21 protein-coding genes are annotated in these 22,978 nt (G+C 57.9%); 15 read left to right on the top strand and 6 right to left on the bottom strand.

All coding sequences use genetic code 11. The features are described 5' to 3' along the window. Positions 1 to 10 precede the first annotated feature (10 nt). Positions 11 to 376 carry a DUF6285 domain-containing protein gene (locus tag RMET_RS28235; protein WP_011519929.1) on the top strand — a complete coding sequence of 122 codons (366 nt, stop codon included), beginning with the start codon at positions 11 to 13 and terminating at the stop codon, positions 374 to 376. A 56-nt stretch (positions 377 to 432) separates the two neighbouring features. Here the strand turns inward: RMET_RS28235 and RMET_RS28230 are convergent, their stop codons facing one another. After that, a complete protein-coding gene (locus RMET_RS28230; RefSeq protein ID WP_011519928.1) occupies positions 433 to 1,569 on the bottom strand; it encodes a CaiB/BaiF CoA transferase family protein in 1,137 nt (378 codons plus the stop codon). A 157-nt stretch (positions 1,570 to 1,726) separates the two neighbouring features. Between RMET_RS28230 and RMET_RS28225 the strand changes: the two genes are divergently transcribed. The 11 genes from RMET_RS28225 to RMET_RS28175 all read left to right on the top strand — a co-directional run bounded on the left by RMET_RS28225 (position 1,727) and on the right by RMET_RS28175 (position 13,120). Continuing rightward, positions 1,727 to 2,500, top strand: a complete 774-nt coding sequence (locus RMET_RS28225) for an SDR family NAD(P)-dependent oxidoreductase (RefSeq protein ID WP_011519927.1) — start codon at positions 1,727 to 1,729, stop codon at positions 2,498 to 2,500. Positions 2,501 to 2,502: 2 nt separating this feature from the next. Continuing rightward, positions 2,503 to 3,567, top strand: coding sequence for a phosphotransferase (locus RMET_RS28220; RefSeq protein ID WP_011519926.1), 1,065 nt, complete (start codon positions 2,503 to 2,505; stop codon positions 3,565 to 3,567). A 40-nt stretch (positions 3,568 to 3,607) separates the two neighbouring features. Beyond that, a complete protein-coding gene (locus RMET_RS28215; protein ID WP_011519925.1) occupies positions 3,608 to 4,645 on the top strand; it encodes a DUF7064 domain-containing protein in 1,038 nt (345 codons plus the stop codon). Then, positions 4,642 to 5,463, top strand: coding sequence for an enoyl-CoA hydratase/isomerase family protein (locus RMET_RS28210; RefSeq protein ID WP_011519924.1), 822 nt, complete (start codon positions 4,642 to 4,644; stop codon positions 5,461 to 5,463). The genes RMET_RS28215 and RMET_RS28210 overlap by 4 nt, the downstream gene beginning before the upstream one ends. Then, a complete protein-coding gene (locus RMET_RS28205; RefSeq protein ID WP_011519923.1) occupies positions 5,456 to 6,331 on the top strand; it encodes a MaoC/PaaZ C-terminal domain-containing protein in 876 nt (291 codons plus the stop codon). The genes RMET_RS28210 and RMET_RS28205 overlap by 8 nt, the downstream gene beginning before the upstream one ends. A gap of 72 nt (positions 6,332 to 6,403) precedes the next feature. Further along, entirely contained in the window at positions 6,404 to 7,153 is a 750-nt protein-coding gene (locus tag RMET_RS28200) for an electron transfer flavoprotein subunit beta/FixA family protein (RefSeq protein ID WP_011519922.1), read from the top strand. An 18-nt stretch (positions 7,154 to 7,171) separates the two neighbouring features. Then, positions 7,172 to 8,104: an electron transfer flavoprotein subunit alpha/FixB family protein gene (locus RMET_RS28195; protein WP_011519921.1), complete on the top strand. Its 933-nt coding sequence runs from the start codon at positions 7,172 to 7,174 to the stop codon at positions 8,102 to 8,104. A gap of 446 nt (positions 8,105 to 8,550) precedes the next feature. Continuing rightward, positions 8,551 to 9,534: a PDR/VanB family oxidoreductase gene (locus RMET_RS28190; RefSeq protein ID WP_029310149.1), complete on the top strand. Its 984-nt coding sequence runs from the start codon at positions 8,551 to 8,553 to the stop codon at positions 9,532 to 9,534. 29 nt (positions 9,535 to 9,563) lie between these two features. After that, positions 9,564 to 10,853, top strand: a complete 1,290-nt coding sequence (locus tag RMET_RS28185) for a cytochrome P450 (protein WP_011519919.1) — start codon at positions 9,564 to 9,566, stop codon at positions 10,851 to 10,853. Beyond that, positions 10,850 to 12,289: an aldehyde dehydrogenase family protein gene (locus RMET_RS28180; protein ID WP_011519918.1), complete on the top strand. Its 1,440-nt coding sequence runs from the start codon at positions 10,850 to 10,852 to the stop codon at positions 12,287 to 12,289. The genes RMET_RS28185 and RMET_RS28180 overlap by 4 nt, the downstream gene beginning before the upstream one ends. Before the next feature lie 36 nt (positions 12,290 to 12,325). After that, positions 12,326 to 13,120 carry an SDR family NAD(P)-dependent oxidoreductase gene (locus tag RMET_RS28175; RefSeq protein WP_011519917.1) on the top strand — a complete coding sequence of 265 codons (795 nt, stop codon included), beginning with the start codon at positions 12,326 to 12,328 and terminating at the stop codon, positions 13,118 to 13,120. Here RMET_RS28175 and RMET_RS28170 read toward each other — a convergent pair. The 5 genes from RMET_RS28170 to RMET_RS28150 are packed head-to-tail and all read right to left on the bottom strand — an operon-like array spanning position 13,117 to position 19,287. Then, positions 13,117 to 14,163 (bottom strand): helix-turn-helix domain-containing protein, encoded by a 1,047-nt coding sequence (locus RMET_RS28170; RefSeq protein ID WP_011519915.1) that lies wholly within the window; start codon positions 14,161 to 14,163, stop codon positions 13,117 to 13,119. The two genes, RMET_RS28175 and RMET_RS28170, sit on opposite strands and share 4 nt — an antisense overlap. Positions 14,164 to 14,201: 38 nt before the next feature. Further along, on the bottom strand, positions 14,202 to 15,062 hold the full coding sequence (locus RMET_RS28165) for an enoyl-CoA hydratase-related protein (protein ID WP_011519914.1): 861 nt from the start codon (positions 15,060 to 15,062) through the stop codon (positions 14,202 to 14,204). Positions 15,063 to 15,075: 13 nt separating this feature from the next. Further along, a complete protein-coding gene (locus RMET_RS28160; RefSeq protein WP_011519913.1) occupies positions 15,076 to 17,220 on the bottom strand; it encodes a 3-hydroxyacyl-CoA dehydrogenase NAD-binding domain-containing protein in 2,145 nt (714 codons plus the stop codon). Positions 17,221 to 17,228: 8 nt separating this feature from the next. Then, a complete protein-coding gene (locus RMET_RS28155; RefSeq protein ID WP_011519912.1) occupies positions 17,229 to 18,437 on the bottom strand; it encodes an acetyl-CoA C-acetyltransferase in 1,209 nt (402 codons plus the stop codon). A 31-nt stretch (positions 18,438 to 18,468) separates the two neighbouring features. Further along, entirely contained in the window at positions 18,469 to 19,287 is an 819-nt protein-coding gene (locus RMET_RS28150) for an SDR family oxidoreductase (protein ID WP_049799817.1), read from the bottom strand. Between the two features lie 187 nt (positions 19,288 to 19,474). Here RMET_RS28150 and RMET_RS28145 point away from each other — a divergent pair, with 187 nt between their 5' ends. From RMET_RS28145 to RMET_RS28135, 3 genes are all read left to right on the top strand, one after another. Then, the gene (locus RMET_RS28145; RefSeq protein ID WP_029310147.1) at positions 19,475 to 21,160 is read left to right on the top strand and encodes an AMP-binding protein; all 1,686 of its coding nucleotides are present in this window, start codon (positions 19,475 to 19,477) and stop codon (positions 21,158 to 21,160) included. A 17-nt stretch (positions 21,161 to 21,177) separates the two neighbouring features. Further along, positions 21,178 to 22,335: an acyl-CoA dehydrogenase family protein gene (locus RMET_RS28140; protein WP_011519909.1), complete on the top strand. Its 1,158-nt coding sequence runs from the start codon at positions 21,178 to 21,180 to the stop codon at positions 22,333 to 22,335. Between the two features lie 61 nt (positions 22,336 to 22,396). Continuing rightward, positions 22,397 to 22,951 carry a cupin domain-containing protein gene (locus RMET_RS28135; protein WP_011519908.1) on the top strand — a complete coding sequence of 185 codons (555 nt, stop codon included), beginning with the start codon at positions 22,397 to 22,399 and terminating at the stop codon, positions 22,949 to 22,951. Positions 22,952 to 22,978: the final 27 nt, after the last annotated feature.

Here is a 22,978-nt window from a genome sequence, read left to right as displayed (position 1 = left end):
GAGGATTACCATGTCGACATTTGTACCCGATGCCAATCGCCTCCTGCAGGCAGCCGCGGAGTACCTCGAACGCGAACTTCTTCCCACCCTAACCGGCTACCATGGATTTCAGACCCGAGTCTGTATCAACGTGCTCAAGATTGTCGCGCGAGAGCTTGAAATGCGGCCCGAAGCTCAAGCCCGCGAAAGGAGGCGTTTGGAGGATATTCTCGGTAAGCAAGGGGATGTCGGGGCGCTAAACCGCGAACTTGCCACCAGGCTCGGGGCAGGAGACTTGCCTTTGGACCATGTCGGCGTGGTGGAGCATCTGATCTCTACCCTTCAGGATGCGCTGAGCATTAACAGTCCGCGATGGGCGAAGCAGGTGAGTGACTGAGTTCCCCAAGGAGGCGTACAGCAGTTGCCTGCCGTGCGCCTCGTCCCTTATGACGCTTAGCCGAGAATCCCAGCGCTTTCCAGTTGTGAGATCTCGTATTCGTCAATGCCCCAAGCCGTCAGTGTGGCGCGATCATCGGTCTTCGCCGGTGTCCAGGGCAGTGGCTGTGCCGGGACGGTCCGACTAAATCTTGGAGCTGGGGCAGGCTGGATGATGCCGTCGACTTCAATGAATGTGTTTCGAGCTCGCAAGTGGGGGTGGCCTGGTGCTTCAGCGAGAGACAGCACAGGTGCAAAGCAAGCGTCTGTACCTTCCAGCAACTTGGACCATTCCGCGCGGCTTCTTGTGCCGAATACGGTTGTAAGGCGTTCCGTCAGGGTTGGCCAGCCGCTGCGATCGAATTGGTCGGGCAAAGTCTCATCGGAGAGTTCTAACAGGCGAAGGAGTTCCGCGTAAAATTTCGGCTCGGCCGCGGCAACAGAAATGTATTGTCCGTCGGAAGTCTCATACACCCGGTACCAAGGGGCTGCTCCGTCAAGGACATTCTCACCTCTTTGGTCACTCCAGCGTCCCGACGCTCGGGCAGCGCACATGTAGGCCATCATGGCCGCGGCGCCATCGACCATCGCTGCGTCGACAACTTGGCCCAGCCCGGAAGTCTGAGCCTCTAGGAGTGCGCAGACAACGCCGAACGCCAGAAACATCCCACCACCGCCGAAATCCCCGACGAGGTTCAACGGAATCGGAGGAGGAGCGTCACGACGTCCGATAGCGTGAAGCGCCCCAGTAAGCGAAATGTAATTCACGTCATGGCCTGCGGCTTGTGCCATAGGCCCATCTTGACCCCATCCAGTCATGCGCCCGTACACCAGGCTCGGATTGTCGGCGAGGCAGATCTCCGGTCCCAATCCGAGTCGCTCCATCACTCCCGGACGGTAGCCCTCGATCAGGGCATTCGCAGACGAAATCAGTCTTCGCAACACTCTCAGTGCAACAGGATTTTTCAGGTCCAACGCCAGTGAGCGACGATTACGGTGCAGTACGTTCGACGCAGTCGGTTGGCAATGCTGTGCCGCAGTAGGACGTTCAATGCACAGCACCTCCGCACCCATGTCGGCCAACATCATCGCGGCGAATGGCCCTGGAGCAATTCCCGCCATTTCTACGACCTTGATGCCTTTCAACGGCCCCATGTGATTCCCCCTTTAGTTGAGCCTGTGGTCCATATCGACCCGTCTCGCGCACGACAGGTGCGCCCTAGACGCTTTCGTTGCGCCCGTTCTATTTCCCATTGACGCCGATCCACTTCCAAAATATCATTGGTTCAACCAAACTAAAAGGGGTACGGAGATGTCGCAAATCGTTTCGTTGGAAGGTCGCACCATCGTGGTTACGGGCGCTGCACAGGGTATCGGCAAGGCAGTTGTCGAACTCGGCATTGAGCTCGGCGCAAACGTTGTCGCCGTGGATCTGAACGGTGAAACGCTGAACGCTGCCCTCGCTCCGTTGCCCGCGGAGCGCGTGATGGCCGTCGCAGGCAGCGTCGCAGATTCGGCGCTTGCGACCCGCGCAGTGGCTGACGCTGTGTCGCGATTCGGCGCCGTTCACGGTCTCGTCAACAATGCCGGCATCATCCGTCCTGCAATGATCGATAAGATGACTGACCAGCAATGGACGGATGTCATCGATGTACATCTGAGCGGTTCGTTCTACTGGACCCGCGCTGTTGGTCAACACATGGTCTCGCGCGCAAAGGACGGTGACAAGACCGGCGGCTCGATCGTCAACATTTCGTCTGACGCAGGGCGCAAGGGCTCGATTGGGCAAATCAACTATGCAGCGGCAAAGGCAGGCATGCTCGGAATGACGATGACCGCCGCTCGCGAATGGGGCCGCTACAACATCCGTTCCAACTCCGTCTGCTTTGGCGTGGTTGAAACGCCTATGACGGAAGTCGTTCGCGGCGAGAAGTTCCGCGACGGCATGCTCGCGCAAATCCCCCTGGGCCGCTGGTCGACTCCCGAAGAGGTCGTGAAGACTGTTTGTTTCCTGCTTTCTGACGGTTCAAGCTACGTTACGGGCCAACACCTCGGGGTTAACGGCGGATTCCACATCAGCCTCTAATCATGGACGCCGGTGCCGTCTTTCATGAGGACCCCAGCGTAGGCGAGCGGCTGGCCGCCTATATCCGCGGCCAAGTCGCGCCGTTCGCCGGCGCGTTGGACGTAACGCGCATACAGGGTGGTCAATCGAATCCGACCTACCTTGTGAAGGCGGGTGAAGATCGCTACGTACTTCGTCGAAAGCCGTCAGGCACCTTGCTGCCATCGGCTCACGCAATTGAACGGGAGTACCGTGTAATGCGTAGCCTGGCTTCGAGCACTGTTCCGGTGCCACGAGTGCGGGCTCTATGTGAAGACGTTGGGGTAATCGGCAGCGCCTTCTACATCATGGATTTCGCAGAAGGTCGGATCCTCGATGACCAGACTCTCCCGGAAGTCGCGCCGGCCGAGCGACAAGCCCTGTACGCCGAACTAAATCGAGCAATTGCCGCGTTGCACTTGGTGGACTACAAGCAGGTCGGTCTGGAGGGCTACGGGAAAGAGGGGCGGTACGTTGAGCGGCAGATTGAGCGCTGGACGAAGCAATACCGGGCATCCGAAACGCGTCGCATTGAAGCGATGGAGCAGTTGATCATTTGGCTGCCCACTAATGTTCCTCCACAGACCACAACCGCCATCGTTCACGGGGACTATCGGTTAGACAACGTGGTCTTTCATCCGACTGAGCCGCGAATTATTGCCATTCTCGACTGGGAACTGTCCACCCTCGGTGATCCGATGGTCGATTTTGCCTACCACTGTTTGAACTGGCATGTCTCTTTGGGGACGCACCGCACGCTTGCTGGGGTCGACGTCAAGAGCTTGGGAATCCCGAGCGAAGCTGATTATGTCGCCATGTACTGCACGCATGTTGGCATGGATCCGAAGGCCGGCATTCCGCGTTGGAACTTCTACATGGCGTTCAACATGTTCCGACTTGCCGCGATACAGCAGGGAGTTGCGCGTCGAGCGATGGATGGAAATGCTGCCAACGACAGGGCCAACGACGTGGCTATGCGAGTAGCGTCCACCGCTGCGGCTGGAGTGTTGATGGCCCAGGCCGATAACGCCGAGATTTCAAGGCACTGACGAACATACCTGGTGTGGCAATTTAAAAGGATATCGTTCGATGTACAAGCCCCCAAACACAAAGCTTCGATTGAGTCCGCAGGATGAGTACACGCACGCCCCGGAAGCCGCGCGGAACTATAACGAAAGCATGTATTTCAACGCCTTCGACACGGCGAAGGGCGTAGGGCTGTGGTTGCGCATTGGGAATCGCGTCAACGAAGGCTACGCTGAGATGAGTTGCTGCGTGTACCTTCCAGGCGGAAAAGTCGGGTTCATGTTCGCTCGCCCAATGATCACTCACAACGATGCCATGGATGCTGGAGGGATGCGCTTCGAAGTGATGGAGCCATTTAAGCGTTTGCGAGTCAAGTATGAGGGCGAACTTCTCATCATGGACGAGCCTGCTGCAATGGCGGATCCGAGCGCGGCGTTCAAGCGGTATCAGAAGCGTCCGTCCACCATCTACCTGGAGTTTGAAGGGGTGTCGCCGATGCACGGTGGCGAGATTGTCAATCTCGACGACACGCCTATTGACCTTGATCCCGAGAACTCCGTGTATCGGGGGCACACCGAGCAGCACATGGCAGTGAGCGGGACAGTCACGGTGGACGGTACGAAATTCAAGTTTGAGAACGGGACCGGATACCGCGACAAGTCTTGGGGCCCTCGGCACTGGCATAACTTTTCCTGGTACAAGTGGCTACCGGTTGCCTTTGACCGGGACTTCGGAATGCTCTTCTCTGTCAAAGATCCGACAGCAGCTGCACTACCCATCAGCGGCAACGTTCTGTCAAACGGTGAGTATGAGCCCGTCATTGATGGACGTATCTGGACGGAGTACGACGACGACTATCACCCCAAGCTGCTCACTGCGTGGATAACAACTACCAAGAAGACCTACATCGTCGAGGGGAAGGTCCTGTCGACAGTACCGCTTCGGCATAGGAAGGCGGGTGGAGATGCTTCTTCATACACGCGAATTACCGAGAGTATGACGGAGTACACCTGCGAAGGCAGGACTGTGCTAGGCATGACTGAGTATTGCGACATCATTCAAGATGGTGTTCCACTTTCTGTGCGGCAAGGACGAGCATGAACGATTCGGATGATGTCAAACTGACCTACGACGGAGGCATCGCCCTCGTTACGTTGAACCGTCCTCAGGCAAAGAACGCGCTGACGCCCGCAATGACGGTTGCGCTGACGGAGATGTTCCGCTCATTCCGCTCCGATGAGCAAGTGCGGGTCGTCGTCTTCGCAGGAGCTGGGGCTGACTTTTGCTCGGGCGGTGATGTCAAGGCAATGGGAGGTGGAGCGCCGCGAACTACCGAGCAACGCCGCCAAGGGATGGCGCCTTACCGAGACCTTGTCTTGGCTGTATCGGCTTTGGATAAGCCAGTGATCGCCGCAGTTGATGGCGTTGCCTACGGCGCAGGACTAAGCCTGGCGCTTCTTGCGGACATTGTCCTTTGCTCGTATCGCGCGCGTATGGCTGCGGTATTTCATCGAATTGGCCTGGTGCCAGATGTCGGTGCCTGGTACACCCTTCCGCGTGTGGTGGGTCTTCAACGCGCAAAGGAATTGGTGTTCTCCGCGCGAGAGTTTGGCTCCGACGAGGCGAAACGGATGGGGCTGGCCATGGAGGTTCTGGCACCTGAAGCGTTGATGACGCGGGCTATCGAGATTGCACGTAGCTTCGAAAGTGCGTCCGGTACGGCGATGAGCCTCTCCAAACAGGCGCTGCAGAAGTCGCTCCAGTGCGACCTCGAGACGATGCTGGATCTGGAGGCTACAGGTCAGGCGATTGCTGCGGGTAGCGATTACACGCGTGAGTCTATCAGGCGCTTTGCTGCAAAAGAATCTCCTCAATTCCGTTGGGCTCCCTTGCCCGCAACCGAGTACAAAAATGATTGACTATCAAAAAACGAAGGCCTGGCAGTCGGGTGACGTGATCCACAACTACACGGAGAAGGACAGCATTCTCTATGCGTTGGGTCTGGGAATTGGCTCTGATCCTCTGGACGAAAGCCAACTTCGATTTGTGTATGAGAAGAATCTCGTGACGCTCCCGACTATGGCAGCAGTCATTGCTTCGCCAGGCTCCTGGATGCGCGACCGGAAGGAGCTAGGGATTGACTTCCTGAAGTTGGTGCACGGGGAACAGTGCGTGACGGTGCATAAGGTTCTTCCATCCGCCGGCTCGTTGATTGGTCGCAGCCGTGTGGTGCGCATTGTCGACAAGGGCGAAGGTAAGGGAGCCGTGCTGCATGTCGAGAAGAATCTGTATGACGCCAAGACAGACGAGCACGTCGCGACAGCCGAACAGGTCTTGTTCCTTCGTGGAGATGGTGGCTTTTCTCAGAACGGAGGCGGTGACGAGCCTGCGGCGGCGGCCCCTCCGACCCCAGAAGGCTCCCCGGATATCAGGGTCGAACTGCCCACTCGCGCCGACGCTGCGCTGCTATATAGGCTGTCAGGCGATACTAATCCGCTGCATATCGATCCTGCGGTCGCTTCGAAGGCTGGCTTTGCTCGTCCAATCTTGCACGGTCTGGCGACATATGGGGTGGCTTGCCACGGAATCGTCAAGGCGTTCTGCGACTACGATCCTAGCCGCATCACATCCATCCGCGCACGTCTTACTTCGCCCGTTTATCCGGGAGAGACCATCGTCCTCGAGTGCTGGAAGGTCGGTGTAAATGAGATTGCGTTCCGTGGGCGTTTGAAAGAACGCGACGTCATTGCGCTTGCAAACGGACGCGCGACGTTGAGCGCAGCATAACGGGCAGATTCCGTCGCTTCTCCTTCCATATCTGTGAAGGAGCTGGCAAACACCATAGACTAGGGTAGAGCAGTGAAGATACTTGTCGCAGTCAAGCGAGTCGTGGACTCCAATGTCAAGGTCCGCGTGAAGTCGGATGGTACGGGTGTCGACCTGGCCAACGTCAAGATGAGCGTGAACCCGTTCGACGAAATCGCCGTCGAAGAGGCCGTGCGGTTGAAGGAAGCCGGCGTCGTTACCGAGGTGGTTGCCGTGTCGTGCGGGGGGGCGCAATGCCAGGAAACCCTGCGTACCGCGATGGCCATCGGCGCCGACCGCGGCATCCTGGTGGAGTCGAACGAAGACCTGCAGCCGCTGGCCGTGGCCAAGCTGCTCAAGGCCCTGATCGACAAAGAACAGCCGGGCCTGGTGATTCTGGGCAAGCAGGCCATCGACGATGATTCGAACCAGACCGGCCAGATGGTGGCCGCGCTGGCTGGCCTGCCGCAAGCCACGTTCGCCTCGAAGGTGGTGCTGGCCGACGGCAAGGCTTCGGTGACCCGTGAAGTGGATGGCGGTCTGGAAACCGTGTCGGTCAAGCTGCCGGCCGTGGTGACCACCGACCTGCGCCTGAACGAGCCGCGCTACGTTACGCTGCCGAACATCATGAAGGCGAAGAAGAAGCCGCTGGACACCGTCAAGCCGGAAGATCTCGGCGTCGACGTGAAGCCGCGTCTGTCGACCGTGAAGGTCATCGAGCCCGCGAAGCGCAGTGCTGGCGTGATGGTCCCGGATGTGGCCACGCTGGTGCAGAAGCTGAAGACGGAAGCCAAGGTTATCTGAGCGCGGGGGAGATAGAACATGACTGCACTCGTCATTGCTGAACACGACAATCAATCGATCAAGGCCGCCACGCTGAACGCCGTGACGGCTGCTGCCCAATGCGGCGGCGATGTCCACGTGCTGGTGGCCGGCTCGAACGCCAAGGCTGCCGCCGATGCCGCCGCGAAGATCGCCGGCGTGTCGAAGGTCCTGCTGGCCGACGCACCGTACTTTGGTGACGGCCTGGCCGAGAACGTTGCCGAGCAGATCCTGGCCGTCGCCAGCGACTACTCGCACATCCTGGCTCCGGCAACCGCCTCGGGCAAGAACATCCTGCCGCGCGTGGCCGCCAAGCTGGACGTGGCCCAACTGTCGGACATCACCAAGGTCGATTCGCCCGACACGTTCGAGCGCCCGATCTACGCTGGCAACGCCATCGCCATCGTGAAGTCGTCGGACAAGATCAAGGTCATCACCGTGCGCGGTACCGGTTTCGACGCCGCCGCCGCTGAAGGTGGCTCGGCTTCCGTGGACACGATCCCGGCCGTGACCGACGCTGGCATCTCGCAATTCGTGTCGCGTGAAGTGACCAAGAGCGACCGTCCGGAACTGACCGCCGCCAAGATCATCGTTTCGGGTGGCCGTGGCGTGGGCTCGGGCGAGAACTACACCAAGGTACTGACCCCGCTGGCCGACAAGCTCGGCGCCGCGCTGGGCGCATCGCGTGCGGCAGTCGATGCCGGCTTCGTGCCGAACGACTACCAGGTCGGTCAGACTGGCAAGATCGTTGCCCCGCAGTTGTACATCGCCGTCGGTATCTCGGGTGCGATCCAGCATCTGGCCGGCATGAAGGACTCCAAGGTGATCGTCGCGATCAACAAGGACGCTGAAGCCCCGATCTTCTCGGTGGCGGACTACGGCCTGGTGGGCGACCTGAACACGATGGTGCCGGAGTTGGTGGGATCACTGTAACGTGTCCTGTTGACGACTCCTGTGCGTTGACGCAGGGACCAACCTGTAATAATTTCGGGTGGTGACTTCAACCAGCTTTATCCTGCTGGCTTACGGCGGCGCTGAATGGCGCCGCTTTTTTTTTCGACTTCACGAAGAATGTCCAGTGGATCCGGCACGTCACCACGCAGAGTAAGCTATACGGCATCACCGATCTTTGACTCATGGCCGGTCACGTCTAAGCCCAACGCTCTCTAACAGCGACCTACCCGGCAGCACAATCTCTTCCTTGACCGGTGTGTCATCCTCGGCACACAACGACCTGATTCGGCTTTACCTTGGGTAATTTCGGCCAGCAAAGTTGACCGATTCGGTCATCGTCGTTTCCTGCACGGAACTCTAAGCTATCTCCACGCATTTTCCGGCCCATCTGACGAGGGACGGGAGCGAGAACGATGGAGACAGAGATGAGCAACCATGCAGGTGACGCGCCGTTCCTTGAGCTAAGACTCTCCGAGAGACGAAAGGAGGCCGACGGCATCTTGTCATTCGAGTTGGTGCATCCTGACGGGGAGCAACTGCCAGCTTTCGACGCCGGCGCACATATTCTGGTGGACATTGTTCCCGGAGTATCTCGAGCGTACTCCCTGTGCAACGATCCAGCCGAGCGACATCGCTATGTTATTGCCGTGCTCCGCACTGAAGATTCACGAGGCGGGTCCGTCGGCATGCATCAGGCCATCGAACCTGGCCAACTGGTCCGAGTAAGTGCGCCACGAAACGAGTTCGAGTTGGTCCAGAGCGCGGGCCGTAGCCTGCTTTTCGCCGGCGGAATTGGGATTACCCCGCTGCTGTCAATGGCTGAGACGCTAGCAAATGCAGATCGAGAGTTTGAACTCCACTACTGCACACGCGACGCGGCGAAGACGGCCTTCACGTCACGCATAGAGACGCGGTTCTCTAAGCAAGCCCGCATCTATCACGACCTGGCGTCGAAAGAACAGCCATTCGATGCGCGAAAAGTATTGAAGCAGGGCGGCTCCGATGATCATGTGTACGCCTGCGGACCGTCGGGCTTCATCGAACATATCTTGTCGACTGCGGCAGAGCTCGGTTGGGAAAAGCGCCAGCTACATAGAGAGTTCTTCGGTTCACCAACTACACAGAATGATGGCAGTGCTGAGACTGCTTTCGATTTGATTCTGGCCTCGTCTGGGAAAAAGGTGCACGTGCCTTGCGGCGTGAGCGCCGCTACTGCGCTCCTTGAGGCGGGGATCTCGCTCTCGATGTCCTGCGAGCAAGGAATTTGTGGAACCTGCGTTACCACAGTTCTGAACGGTATGCCTGATCACCGGGACCATTACCTGACCGACGATGACAGAAGCCGAAACGATTGCTTCATGCCGTGCTGCTCGCGGTCGCTGACGGCGGAGCTACTGGTTGACCTTTGAAGATATCAAGAAAAACTGAGGAGACGAGAATGACGATTGCTTCTGATTTCGATACTGAGCTGGCAAGCCACGAAATCTATTCCGATCCAGAGCGGATGCACGAGATGTTTGAAACACTCCGACGCGAGGATCCGGTGCATTGGACTACAGCCCCTGGGCATCCACCGTTCTGGGCTGTCACCAAGCAGGCTGACGTCATTGAAGTCGGGAAGCACCCCGACGTGTTCATTGCCTCGCCAAAGAGTTTTCTGATGAATGATGTGGAGCAGCGTGTTCGTATTGAGGAGACCGCTGCAACGGGAGGAAAACTAGTCCGAACCATGATTCACATGGACGATCCGGATCACAAGAAGTATCGAGGCTTGACGCAGTCTTACTTCATGCCAGCAAACATTAAGCGCCTCGAGTCCGTCATCCAGGAGCGAGCCAGGGCGCTCGTCGGACGGCTGATAGAGAAGGGAACAAGCGAGTTTTGTAGCGAGATTGCTGTTTGGTATCCGCTCCAGATCGTCATGACGTTGTTGGATGTACCGGAGAGCGAGCATCCCTACCTCTTGAAGTTGACGCAGCAGTTTCTCGCGCCGAAAGACCCCACGCTAAGGCGCGATGGACCCGATGAGCGGGGAAAGGGCGCAGTTGCAAAGGAGTATTTCGCCTATTTTGGCAAGATGCTGGCCGAGCGTCGTGCGGCGCCGTTGAAGGAGGATCTAGGATCGCTGATCGCGCACGCTACCGTGGACGGCGAGCCATTGCCCCTTATGGAGGCGGTTTCCTACTACGTGATCCTTGCTACTGCGGGCCATGACACCACTAGCTCGTCGATGTGCAGTGGCCTGTATTACTTGTTGACGCAACCGGGCGAACTGGACCGACTTCGCGCGCGACCAGAACTAATGCCGTCGGCAATTGAAGAGATGTTCCGCCATGGAAGTCCGGTCAAGCACTTCGTACGGACAGCAACTCGAGATTTTGAGTTGCGTGGAAAGAAGATCCAGGCCGGAGATGAGGTCGCGTTGATGTATCACAGCGCGTCCTTCGATGAGGAGGTGTTCGATGAGCCCCGTAGTTTCCGTATCGACCGCGGTCCAAATAAGCATGTGGCCTTCGGATTCGGTATCCACGCGTGTCTTGGCCAGAATCTGGCGAGAGCAAGCATGCGGACATTCTTTACGGAACTGCTTGCGAGAACCGAGAGCATCGAGGTAGTGGGAAAGGCTGAATTCATCGCAAGCAACCAGGTCGGGGGGATGAAGACCCTGAATATTCGGGTTACTCCGTCAAAGCAGTCGACAACTGACCGAATCGAGGTGGCAGCATGACGACATTGCAAGGCACTCCCGTCGCCAGCTCGTTTCCGATGACTATAGATGGGACGTCAATCGATACACCTTCGACGATTGAGGTAGTTAACCCTGCTACGGGCGAAGTATTTGCCCAGGCTCCAGACTGTAACGCCGAGATGCTCGATGCCGCAGTGTCCGCCGCCCGTAATGCGCTCCCAAGCTGGGCGAAGACGACATGGGCCGAGCGTCAGGAGCTTCTAGGAAGAATCGGGTCGGTCTACCTGGCGCACCAGGAGGAGTTGGCAAGGCTGCTGACTGCGGAGCAAGGAAAGCCACTGTCTCGAGCGCGAACCGAGGTAGCCGGCGCAGCATACTGGTTTGCGGAGTTCGCGCGGATGACACTTCCCGATCTCATCGTGCAGGATAACGACCAGGCGTACATCGTCGTCCGTCGAGTTCCAGTAGGTGTGGTCGGGGCAATGGTGCCTTGGAACTACCCGGTAATCCTGGCCGCGTGGAAAATTGCTCCAGCACTTCTGACGGGCAATACCCTAGTACTGAAGCCATCTCCGTTTACTCCGCTCGTAACACTTCGGGTAGGGGAGCTCATGCGTGACGTGTTGCCGCCTGGTGTACTAAATATTGTCAGTGGCGGCGATTCGTTGGGTCCCCGCATGTCGGCGCATCCCGGTTTCGACAAGCTTTCGTTTACTGGCTCGACAGTGACGGGAAAGCGGGTAATGGAAAGTGCGTCAAAGGATCTCAAGCGATTGACGTTGGAGCTGGGTGGGAACGATGCCGCGATTGTCATGCCGGACGTCGACATCGAAGAGGTCGCCACGAAGTTGTTCTGGGGCGCCTTCGTCAATAGTGGGCAGATCTGTATCGCTGCAAAGCGCGTCTTTATCCACGAATCCATCTACGACAAATTCTCGGAGGTGCTCGTACGGTTGGCAAAATCAACACCGATGGGGCCGGGCGATCGTGATGGAGTTGAGCTTGGCCCAGTTCAGAACCGTGCACAGTTTGACCGTCTGTGTGGGTTGCTGCAGGACTGCAAGGACCGCGGCTTCAACTTGCTGACGGGGGGGGAAGTCGAGAAGGGGCCGGGTCTGTTCTTTCCCGTCACACTCGTGGATAACCCGTCCGACGACTCCAGAATCGTCAGGGAGGAGCCGTTTGGCCCGATTCTTCCGCTGCTCAAGTTCAGATCCATTCCGGAAGTAATTGAGCGAGCGAATGCCTCGGAATACGGGCTCGCGGGCTCAGTATGGTGCAGGGACGAGAGTATCGCCATGGACATCGCACGTCGTCTTCAGACAGGGACGGTTTGGATCAATCAGATTCAAGCCGTTACGCCTCATACGCCTATGGCCGGTCACAAGCAGTCCGGGCTGGGCGTCGAGAATGGGGAAGAGGGCCTGGCGAGCTATACGTTACCGCAAACGCTATCAGTGAAGCGTGCCGCGTGAATTCACCGTCTTTGACAGCCTGAGGAAGAGGAATCTATGCAACTTGAGAAAAAAGTCGTTTTGGTAACGGGTGCGGCCAGTGGAATCGGACGTCAGACTTGCGTCACGTTGGCAGCTGCTGGGGCGCGTGTCTTCGCAAGTGATCTCAATGAAGAGGGTGCCGCGCAGACCGTTGCGCTCATTCGCGACGCTGGCGGTGTCGCCGACAGCCTGGCGCATGATGTCACTGAGGAGAGTGCGTGGCATGCAGTCGTGCAGAAAATTGAGTCGGCGTCTGGCCGGCTCGATGGCCTGGTCAATAGCGCAGGGCTAATGGTTGTCCGACCATTCCTGGAGACCGACCTAGCATTGTATCGCCGTCAGCAGGCCGTCAACGTTGACAGCGTGTGGCTCGGGTGCCAAGCAGTCTGCAAGTTGATGACGAAAACGGCGGCCGAATTTGGGAGCGCCTCCATCGTGAATCTCTCTTCTATCCTTGGCCTGAAAGGTGGAAGCATGCACTCGGCGTACTGCACGTCGAAAGGTGCAGTTCGCTTGCTTACGAAGGCACTCGCCGTCGAGCTCGGAAGATCGCGGATTCGGGTCAATTCGGTCCACCCGGGGCTAGTTGAGACCCCGCTTGGGTTAGGGTCCATGAAGGACATGATTAGCCACGGGGTCCCGCTGGGTTCTCTGGACGCCGCCGTCGACATGGTTGCACACCGCACGCCTCTAGGTCGATGGGCACAACCCGTTGACGTGGCGAATGTCATCGCGTTCCTTTGTGCAGACGAGTCTCGATTCGTCACTGGCACTGAGCTTACTGTCGACGGAGGCTACAGCGCTGCCTAGTTGGGGTCCACCGAAGCTTGGCGCCGAAATTGATTCGGCGTCAGGCCTGTTGCTCGGCGAAAAGCGCGGTGAAAGGCGCTGGGCTCTGAGAATCCCAGGCGGATCCCAATTTCGGCAACGCTGAGTCTGGACTGCTCGAGAAGCCGTATCGCGGCATCACGCCGAAGCGCGTCGACGATGGCTCGGTAGCTCTGTCCTTCCTGGAACAGTCGACGGCGCAACGCCTTGTCGGTCAGCCCCATCGTAGCAGCAAGCTCCGCTTGGGCAGGGAGATGCGCGATATCCCGTTGAATAAGGCGTTTTCTAACCTGGACAGCTAGAGGAAGTTTCTCGCTGTAAGGTGCCATCTTTCGGATCGGCCAATGAAGCAGGAACGTTCTCAATCCCCCGATGTCTGTCACAACTCGTTCGTTGAGGTGGCTCGATTCGAAGCTGATTCCACTAATGGAGGCAGCGCGTACGGGCGCTTGGAACAAGGCGTCCGCGGGGGCGAGGGATGGATATGACGCTGGAAGCGTGACTTCATGCACGGCAATCGGTCGCTGGACCATCCAGGACATGAGCCCGATGGCGCCGTATAGCATCATGAGGTGTGCGATGCTTCGGAATGTACCTGGTGGTGAAGCGTCGACTATCTCCAGGCGAGCAACATCGCCATATATGCGAAGACGGGGTGAGAAGTCCTCGATGACAAGTCGATAGAGGCTGCAACCAAGTCGAAGCGCTTCTCCCAGCGTTGTACATTGCAGCATCTGGCGGACGACGAGCAAGAACGTACCGGGACGAACTGGGCGGTCGGTGACGGCAATCATCTCGTCATGGAGCAGTCTCCGCAAGCGCCGCAGAATTCGCGCGAACTGCAGCATCGTGACGATTTGATTTGGCGAACTGTCTAGAGCAGACAAAAGCCCATGGTGCCGCAACAACGCGTCCGTGTCGTAGCCCTTTGCTCGGGCCGGCAATAGCAGCAACTGCAAGTAGCACAGTGGGATGCCGTCTCTCGGCGTCTCTGCGCTTTTTGACAAACTCTCAGCGTTACTCATGTCGGTCAGTGCCTCTACTTCATGCCGTAATGCGGCTTCTATTCCGACTTTTGGAACTGCGTGCGCACTGGGAGGTCTGCGAAATTTGCGGAGGCTCGCCCGGCGTTCGCCCTGGCGGCGTCCAGTATTTGTTCGCTGGGATTCATGCCCGCTATCCAAAGCGCAACGTGATCTAACGTATCGGCGGTGCTGTGGTCGCGCCCGTAGTTAATCAGACGCTTGGTGCCGGCGATGGCGATGGGTGCCTTCGATGCGATCTCCCTGGCAACAGACTTCGCCTTGTCCAACAGGGAATTATGGTCATCGAAGACTTCATTCACTAGGCCGCGGAAGTGCGCTTCGCGAGCGTCCATTCGGCGCCCGGTGTACGCAAGCTCACGTACCACACCCTCCGGCAGGAAGCGGGTGAGTCGCGGCAAGGTTCCCATATCTGCAGGCATGCCGACATTGATTTCATAGACCGAGAAGAAGGCGTCACTGGTGGCATATCGTATGCAGCAAGCGGAGAGGAGGTCTAGTCCAGCACCGATGCATCCACCTTGCACGGCTGCGATCACCGGCAGCCGGCACTGCTCGAGAGAACTGAAGCTTCGCTGGAAGGCGACGATGCCCTCATAGCGAGTCAAGGGGCCGATAAGTCGGGCCCGGCGCTCTGCATCCGGCCCTTTCATGTCAGGTCTCAGGGAGCCCAGCATTGCGATATCTATCCCACTACTGAAATACGGCCCCGTGGAGGAGATTAAGATCACCCGTGCTTGGGCGCCGTCATCGAGTGCTTGGACGGCCTGCGGCAATTCAGTCCAGAATGCGCGAGACAAAGCATTTCGCTTCTCGGGCCGATTCAGCACAAGGTGGGCGACGTGGTCTTCCACCGATAACGTAAAACTATCCCAAGTCATGGGTGATCCTTCGTTACTGGAAGCGTTCGTTGCGTTCGGCCTTCTCCAGAAGGAGGGCCGGGGGGGTAAACCGTTCACCGTATCGCTGTGCCAGTTCTGCGGAGCGCTCTGCGAATCGACGGGTACCGACCATGTTCACGTACTGCAGCACACCTCCAGTCCAGCGAGGAAAGCCTATGCCGAGGATCGAGCCGATGTTCGCGTCGCGCGTAGTATCGATAACCCCCTCTTCAAGGATCCGGATGGATTCCAACGCCTGAATGTAGAGGATGCGATCACGCAGGTCATCCAACGGAACATCCCCCGCCGACTTTCCGAATTCGCTCACCAAACCAGGCCACAAGTACTTCTGGCCATCCTTCGGATACTCGTAGAAGCCGCCACCGCCGGCTCGGCCAGGACGCTTCAGTCCATCGGCCATGCGTTCGATGACCGCCCATCCCGGATGTTGCGGCATGCTTTTACCTTCTGAGGCAAGATCCGTTTCGGTCTGCCGCTTTACCGACAAGCTGAGGGCCATTGAGGTCTCGTCCATGACCGCCAATGGACCGACCGGCATTCCGACGCTAAGGGCCGCGTTCTCGATTACCGCGGCAGGGACACCTTCCGAGAGCATCGCCGCACCTTCTTTGGTGAAGGTGCCGAAGACCCTGCTGGTAAAGAAGCCGCGAGAATCGTTGACGACGATAGGCGTCTTGCCAATCTGTTTGACGAAATCGATAGCGTGCGCCAATGTTCGGGAGGAGGTCTTCTTTCCCTTGATGATTTCCACCAGAGGCATTCGATCCACTGGAGAGAAGAAGTGCAGGCCGATGAAGTTTTCTGGGCTTGCGCTTGCTTCGGCCAGGCCGGTAATCGGCAGAGTTGACGTATTTGACGCAAACAGGCCGTTTTCCGCGAGATGCGGCTCCGCTTCCCTGGTGACTTCGGCTTTCAGCTCACGCTTTTCGTAAACCGCTTCGATGATGATGTCGCAGCCGGCGAGGCCGGAAGCATCTGCCGTAGGGGTAATTCGTTGCAGGACTTCGTCTCGCTTCGATGGAGAGATCTTCCCCTTACTCACTCCTTTCTCAAGGAGCTTCTCTGAGTGGAGCTTTCCTTTGCCCGCGTGGTCAAGGCTAACGTCCTTGAGAACGGCCTCGATTCCGCGCATAGCGCTGGCATATGCAATGCCCGCGCCCATCATGCCTGCTCCCAGGATCCCGACGCGCTTGAACGTGGCAGGAGGAACATCTGCCGGTCGGCCCTTGTTGGCCTTGATGTCATTCATCTGGAAGAAGAATGTGCTGATCAGGTTCTTGGCTACAGGACCCGTCGCCAATCCAACGAAGTAGCGAGTTTCGATAAGGGATGCTGTGTCGAAGTTGACGACTGCACCCTCTACAGCAGCGGAGAGGATTGCCAGTGGGGCAGGGTAGCAACCGCGGGTCTTCTTCATAAGAGCCACCGGTGCGGTTCGCAGGAACGTCAAAGATGCCGGAGACTGCTCAGTCGAGCCTGGCAGGCCCCACCCCTTCTTGTCCCAAGGCTGAGCGGCCTCAGGATTTTCCTTGATCCAATCTCGGGCCATCTTTACCAGACCAGCCGCATCGTCCGCGATGCTGGTAAGAAGGCCCTTCGCTAGCGCTTGGGCAGGCGACAGGGAGGTGCCCTCAAGAAGGAGAGGCATTGCAGCTTCGAGACCTAGGTATCGCACGAGTCGCACGACGCCACCGCCGCCGGGAAGGAGTCCGAGATTTACCTCAGGGAGGCCCAACGCGATTTGCGGACTGGCAAGTGAAAAACGTGCGTGGCAGGCGAGGCAAAGTTCGAAGCCGCCCCCTAGCGCGCTGCCATTGATTGCGGCAACAACGGGCTTTCCAAGAAGCTCAATGCGCCGCATCGCTGCCTTCAGCTCGGTGGCACGCTTGAAGAGTTCCTCCTTTTGTTCAGGCGTTACAGCGAGAAGTCCATTCAGGTCGCCACCGGCAAAAAATGTCTTCTTTCCGGAGGTGAGGATGACTCCAGTAATACCGTCTTGCTCGGACTCAAGCTGAGACGCGACCGCAGAGAAGTCGGTTCGGAATGCCTGGTTCATCGTGTTGGCCGACTGGCCGGGCATATCGACCGTCAGCGTGACAATGCCGTCTTGGTCTTTCTGATATTGGATTGAGCTCATATTCTCTCTCAGACGCGTTCGATGATGGTGGCGATTCCCATACCGCCGGCGACGCACAGTGTGATCAAGCCGCGCTTGAGGTTGCGGCGTTCGAGTTCGTCAAGGAGTGTGCCGAGCAGCATGCCGCCGGTCGCACCGAGGGGGTGTCCCATAGCAATCGCGCCACCATTCACGTTGACCTTGGCTGGGTCAACCTGCATTTCAGTCATGAACCGCAGAACGACTGACGCGAACGCTTCATTCACCTCGATAAGGTCGATGTCGTCGATGCTAAGGCCGGCCTTTTTCAATGCCAGGCGACTCGCCGGCGCCGGGCCGGCAAGCATGATGGTCGGCTCGGCGCCGACTGCTGCAACAGAAACCACGCGCGCTCGTGGCGTGAGGCCCAACTCGCGCCCCTTTTGCTCTGACCCGACGAGCAACAGTGAGGCGCCATCGACAATGCCCGAGGAGTTCCCGCCGGTATGGATGTGACGCACCTTTTCGACTTCCGGGTACTTCATCTGTGCCAGCGCGTCAAAACCTCCGAGTTCGCCCATCGCCTGGAAGGAGGCCTTGAGTGCGCCAAGCTTCTCGAGAGTAGTGTCTTCGCGGATTAGCTCATCCTGTTTCAGAATAGTGAGACCGTTGGCATCCTTGACAGGTACAACAGAGCGGTCGAAGTATCCGCTGGCACGGGCATGGCCGGCACGCTGCTGGGATTGCAAAGCGTAACGATCGACAGCTTCGCGCGTGTGTCCGTCCAAAGTAGCCATGAGGTCCGCAGCCACGCCAGTCGGCACTGGTTTAAGCTGAAAGACCATGTCAGGTTTTGTGTCCCGAGGACCAGGCGCACCACCCATCGTGATACGCGACATGGACTCGACGCCGCCAGCGACAAGAAGATTCTCCCAGCCAGAGCGGACCTTTGCGGCAGCGATATTCACTGTCTCCAAGCCAGAGCCGCAGTATCGGTCAAGCTGTACGCCTGGTACCTGCCAATCCCAGTTAGCACGCAAAGCCGCCGTTTTGGCGATACATCCGCTTTGCTCACCGTTGGGCATTACACAGCCGATGAGCGCATCCTCAACTTGGGCAGTGTCGAGATCATGTCGCTGCTGGAGCTCGGTCATAAGTCCAGCGAGGAGGTCGACTGGGTTGACTTCGTAGAGACTACCATCGGCACGTCCTCTGCCGCGGGGGGTGCGCAATGCATCAAAGATGTAGGCCTCGTTCATATTTTTCCTTGCACGACCGTGGTCGAAATATTCAACGTTGAGTTGCTTTAAGAAGCGCATCTGCGGAGGCGTCCCCTAGGCCGCTTCCCCCGTCGCAATCGATGATGGCGCCAGTGATGTACTTTGCGTTGTCGCTGGCAAGGAACAGTGCGGTGTCGGCGATGTCTCGAATTGACCCGTACTCGCGCAGGGGCAGGCGCGCCTTGATTTGTTGCTCCCGTTCGGGCGAGGCGGCGAGCTTCGCCATGCCGGTTGTTCCGGAAATTGGTCCAGGGGAGATTGCGTTCACGCGAATTCCAGCGGGACCCCATTCCATCGCCAGGCACTTCACCGTCATGTTGATGCCCGCCTTGGCGGAGTTCGCATGCACCTGAAAAACGGAAGGGTGCGTACCGCCTGGTGCTGTAATGGACATCAGCGATGCACCAGGCGTCCTGAGAAACGGGAAGCTGGCCCGCAAGACATTGAAGTTACCAATCAGGTCTATGTCGACGACCGTCTTAAAGCCGTTGGCGGAGAGCGAGGCAGCGGGTGCGTGGAAGTTTCCCGCAGCGCCAGAGACGACAACATCAATCAGACCGAATCTTTCGGATGCCTCCTTAAACACGGATGCCACCGCTTCAAAGTTGCGTACGTCGGCTGCCCGTCCATAGGCCACATGGCCGGCGTCTGTGATTGTTCTTGCTGCTGCGGTGATGCGTTCTTCGTCTCTACTCAGAATGACGACCTTTGCACCTGCGGATGCAAAGCGCTGCGCGATACCAAGGTTGATGCCGCTAGAGCCGCCGGCGATGAGGGCAACGCGGCCTTCCAGTGGACGGGGCGAAAAAATGTCTCCGACTGATGTCATGGTTCCCACGCTCAGATTTTTATGTAGATCGACTATCGTCAATGGTCGAACCAAATCCTATGTGGGCGATCAGTGTGCAGTCAAGAAAAATCTAATGGTTGAACCTATGATTATTGTGAGCTACGATGGCCTGAGGAGACATCCGTCGACGTCGACGGCTATAAACCATCAAAGAGAACAGATCGCCATGAATGAGGAACGCAAGCCTCCCCCCTTTTGGCCAAAGGGGTTGCCAATCGTCCAACACGTACCGCGCCTCACGCTGCCGCAATGTCTGGAAGTAGCAGCTCTTCGGTTTGCCCAGAAGCCGGCATACGTGATTTACGGGCATGTCGTGACCTACGAGAAGCTGTTGAATGACGTGCGGAGCTTAGCGGGGTGGCTGCAGCAACGCACCGGCGTGCGGCAGGGAGACCGAGTCCTTTTAAGTGCACAGACTTCCACTCAGTTTGTGACGGCCTACCATGCGATTCTCAGGGCGGATGCAGTCCCGGTTCTGGCCAACCCGATGTGTCGGAGCGCGGAGCTCGAACACCTGATGAACGACAGCGGGGCAAAGGTGGCGATTGCGGCGCAGGAATTGTGGCCGCAAATGGAGCCGCTTCTTGCCAAAGGCCTTGAAGACGTGATGCTGTTTTCCTATCAGTCAGGCTTAGAGGGCATCGGGGATGCAGATGTGCCAGACTGGTTTAGCGTGCCAATTGCGCTTCCCGAAAACGAGAAAGTTTGTGGTTGGGGAAAAGCGCTTTCTGCCAACCTGATCCCCTGGCCTGCTCAAGCCCGTGCAGACGATCTTTGCCTCATCGCTTACACCTCGGGCACCACGGCGCATCCGAAGGGCTGCACGCATACTCACTATTCGCTGATGACAGCTGCTGTAACGGCGGCAAACTGGCGCGGGGACACGACCGAGACCGTCTTCCTTGGTGCAGCCCCGATGTTTCATATGCTTGGGCTCCAGTCGCTCGTCAACACTGCGATCCACCTTGGCGCGACCTCTGTGCTTCTTCCACGCTGGGATGCACGCAAAGCGGCCGAACTCATCGCCCGGTACAGAGTGAATCGATGGGGCGCTGCTCCCCCAATGCTGTTGGACCTGCTCGGTCTGCCGAACTTGCCGGATAGTGCGCTCGAAAGTCTCGCCCTCATCAACGGCGGTGGTGCAGCGCTGCCGGAGGCCGTTAACAAGCGGTTATCGGAGGAGCTAAGGATTCATTACATGGAAGGTTACGGGATGACAGAAACTGCGGCCATGGTTATGGCCACGCCGCTACAACGCCCAAAGCGCCAATGCTTAGGTATCCCGACCTTTGGTGTAAGTGCTGCGCTGGTCGACCCTGCGACGTTGGAGTTCTACCCGGACGGGCCCACGACGGAGAGCGGAGAGTTGTGGATTTCGGGCGACCAAGTAAGCCCTCACGGCTACTGGAATAACGAGCCTGCTAACCGCGAGTCGTACGTGGAGCGGGGTGGAAAACGATGGCTGCGAACGGGTGATCTTGCCGTGCGTGATGAGGACGGCTATTACTTCCTGGTGGACCGCCTCAAGCGAATGATCAACGTCGGGGGCTACAAGGTCTGGCCTGCCGAGGTCGAATCACTACTGCATAGTCACCCAGCTATCCAGGAGGCCTGCGTCATTGCGGTCACAGACGAGCGCCGCGGCGAGCGAGTCCGGGCGCTCGTGGTCGTGCGCAACGGCGCATCGCTCACCGAGGAAGAACTGACTGAATGGTCGCGATCGAATATGGCGGCCTACAAATGCCCGCGAGAGATCATCTTTACCGACCGATTGCTACGGTCGCCGACAGGGAAGATTGATTGGCGCAGGATGCAGGAGCGCGCCAACATGCCAGAAGAACGGGCTAGCTGAGAAGACAAGGAACAACCATGCAGAACGCACCATGGATGAATCCCGAGCTGGAGACTCTGCGCGACAGCGCAAGGCGATTCTACGAGGCGGAACTTCTTCCGCATGAAGAGCGGTGGGCCCAACAGCAATGTGTTGACCGGGACGTTTGGTACAAGGCAGCGGAGGCCGGCCTTCTTTGCGTCGGCATTCCCGAAGAGTACGGCGGCGGGGGAGGTAACTTCCTGCATGAGGCCGTCATCTTCGCTGAGCAAGGTCGCATGCTATGCCCTGGGCTGGGCAATTCACTCCATAGTGGAATCGTCGCACATTACATCCACAACTTCGCTTCTGAGCAGCAAAAGCAGGAGTGGTTGCCGAAGATGGCCAAGGGAGAGTTAGTCGGAGGGCTTGCCATTACTGAGCCCGGCGCGGGGTCTGACGTGCAGAGCATTCGTACGGCGGCTCGGAAGGAGGGCGGTGATTACGTCATCAACGGCGCGAAGACCTACATCACTAACGGCAGCACAGCAAACCTCATTTGCGTCGTAGTTAAGACGGATCCTAACTTGGGAGCGAAGGGCATTTCGATCATCGTTGTCGAAACAGACAAGGTAGAGGGTTTCCGGCGCGGACGAACCCTATCGAAAGTGGGACTTCATTCGCAGGACACAGCAGAGCTGTTTTTTGACGATGTGAGAGTTCCCCAAGCCAACCTTCTCGGCAACGTAGAAGGACAAGGATTCAAGCAACTCATGAAAGAGTTGAGTCGAGAACGCGTGATTACCGCCTTCATGTCGATGGCATGTATGGAGCGAGCCATCGAAGAGACCTTGAAATTTGCTGCGGACAGAAAAGTATTCGGTCAGACCTTGCTGTCCATGCAGAATACGCGGTTCAAACTAGCCGAGTGTGAAACGAAGTTGACGCTCGCGAAGGCGATGCTCAGCCATTGCAGTGCCAGTCTCCTGGAAGGCCAACTGAGCAGCGAGATAGCGGCCATGGCCAAGTGGTGGATCACCGATGCTTGCGGCCAGGTCGTCGACGAGTGCGTGCAGCTCCACGGTGGAGCAGGATTCATGCTCGAGTATCCGATTGCTCGGCTGTATCAAAACGTGAGAATCCACCGCATCCTTGCAGGGACCAACGAGATTATGAAGGAAGTGATAGCCCGAGAGCTTGAAAAAAGAGCTGTCTAGCCCAGCATGGGGGACGAAGTCCCCTGGTCTGATGAAAGGTTTTGTCAGGAGGGAGACAACTATGGCGACTGAAAAGACTAGTACGAGTTCCTCGGAACATCGGCGACCCAAACGGATACAGTTCTTCCATGCCGCAGATGCACAGGACCTTCTCGAGTCCGGCGCGATGCATTTTAAGCCGTTGCCCCCGGAAAGGGCGGAGCTCAACCCGGTCTTTGCGCAAGGTGTCAAGGAAGGGTCTGTATCGAGGCTGCTCTTCCAAGCGGAAAATGGCTTCAGCCTCGTCTACTCTTGGTTCAAGAGCGGCTTCCGGCTACCTGCGCACTCGCACGATACGGACTGCTTGTATTACGTAATCTCCGGTGAGATCCGCTATGGTACGCAGGTGCTCGGTTGTGGCGATGGCTTCTTTGTGCCGGCACATACCGTCTACGGTTATACGCCTGGTCCGCAGGGTGTTGAAATTCTTGAGTTCCGAAGTGTTAGCGAGTTCGACATCGAGTTGATCAGCGCACCGATGTCGGCTTGGGAGCGTGCGGCCCATATGGTGCAAAGCAGTCTTGAGAGGTGGCGCTCGGAGAACCCGCCAGCCCGTGCTTCATCGGGATTGGGATAATTCTGGTGACTACCGCGGTACAGACGA

The sequence above is a fragment of the Cupriavidus metallidurans CH34 genome, from assembly GCF_000196015.1.
Taxonomy (GTDB): domain Bacteria; phylum Pseudomonadota; class Gammaproteobacteria; order Burkholderiales; family Burkholderiaceae; genus Cupriavidus; species Cupriavidus metallidurans.
This window is presented reverse-complemented; position numbering and strand designations above follow the sequence as displayed.

Excerpts from the sequence above, each read along its gene's own strand:
- RMET_RS28235 (WP_011519929.1), top strand. The coding sequence starts at position 11 with ATGTCGACATTTGTACCCGATGCCAATCGCCTCCTGCAGGCAGCCGCG.
- RMET_RS28230 (WP_011519928.1), bottom strand. The coding sequence starts at position 1,569 with ATGGGGCCGTTGAAAGGCATCAAGGTCGTAGAAATGGCGGGAATTGCT.
- RMET_RS28225 (WP_011519927.1), top strand. The coding sequence starts at position 1,727 with ATGTCGCAAATCGTTTCGTTGGAAGGTCGCACCATCGTGGTTACGGGC.
- RMET_RS28220 (WP_011519926.1), top strand. The coding sequence starts at position 2,503 with ATGGACGCCGGTGCCGTCTTTCATGAGGACCCCAGCGTAGGCGAGCGG.
- RMET_RS28215 (WP_011519925.1), top strand. The coding sequence starts at position 3,608 with ATGTACAAGCCCCCAAACACAAAGCTTCGATTGAGTCCGCAGGATGAG.
- RMET_RS28210 (WP_011519924.1), top strand. The coding sequence starts at position 4,642 with ATGAACGATTCGGATGATGTCAAACTGACCTACGACGGAGGCATCGCC.
- RMET_RS28205 (WP_011519923.1), top strand. The coding sequence starts at position 5,456 with ATGATTGACTATCAAAAAACGAAGGCCTGGCAGTCGGGTGACGTGATC.
- RMET_RS28195 (WP_011519921.1), top strand. The coding sequence starts at position 7,172 with ATGACTGCACTCGTCATTGCTGAACACGACAATCAATCGATCAAGGCC.
- RMET_RS28190 (WP_029310149.1), top strand. The coding sequence starts at position 8,551 with ATGAGCAACCATGCAGGTGACGCGCCGTTCCTTGAGCTAAGACTCTCC.
- RMET_RS28185 (WP_011519919.1), top strand. The coding sequence starts at position 9,564 with ATGACGATTGCTTCTGATTTCGATACTGAGCTGGCAAGCCACGAAATC.
- RMET_RS28180 (WP_011519918.1), top strand. The coding sequence starts at position 10,850 with ATGACGACATTGCAAGGCACTCCCGTCGCCAGCTCGTTTCCGATGACT.
- RMET_RS28175 (WP_011519917.1), top strand. The coding sequence starts at position 12,326 with ATGCAACTTGAGAAAAAAGTCGTTTTGGTAACGGGTGCGGCCAGTGGA.
- RMET_RS28170 (WP_011519915.1), bottom strand. The coding sequence starts at position 14,163 with ATGAGTAACGCTGAGAGTTTGTCAAAAAGCGCAGAGACGCCGAGAGAC.
- RMET_RS28165 (WP_011519914.1), bottom strand. The coding sequence starts at position 15,062 with ATGACTTGGGATAGTTTTACGTTATCGGTGGAAGACCACGTCGCCCAC.
- RMET_RS28160 (WP_011519913.1), bottom strand. The coding sequence starts at position 17,220 with ATGAGCTCAATCCAATATCAGAAAGACCAAGACGGCATTGTCACGCTG.
- RMET_RS28155 (WP_011519912.1), bottom strand. The coding sequence starts at position 18,437 with ATGAACGAGGCCTACATCTTTGATGCATTGCGCACCCCCCGCGGCAGA.
- RMET_RS28150 (WP_049799817.1), bottom strand. The coding sequence starts at position 19,287 with ATGACATCAGTCGGAGACATTTTTTCGCCCCGTCCACTGGAAGGCCGC.
- RMET_RS28145 (WP_029310147.1), top strand. The coding sequence starts at position 19,475 with ATGAATGAGGAACGCAAGCCTCCCCCCTTTTGGCCAAAGGGGTTGCCA.
- RMET_RS28140 (WP_011519909.1), top strand. The coding sequence starts at position 21,178 with ATGCAGAACGCACCATGGATGAATCCCGAGCTGGAGACTCTGCGCGAC.
- RMET_RS28135 (WP_011519908.1), top strand. The coding sequence starts at position 22,397 with ATGGCGACTGAAAAGACTAGTACGAGTTCCTCGGAACATCGGCGACCC.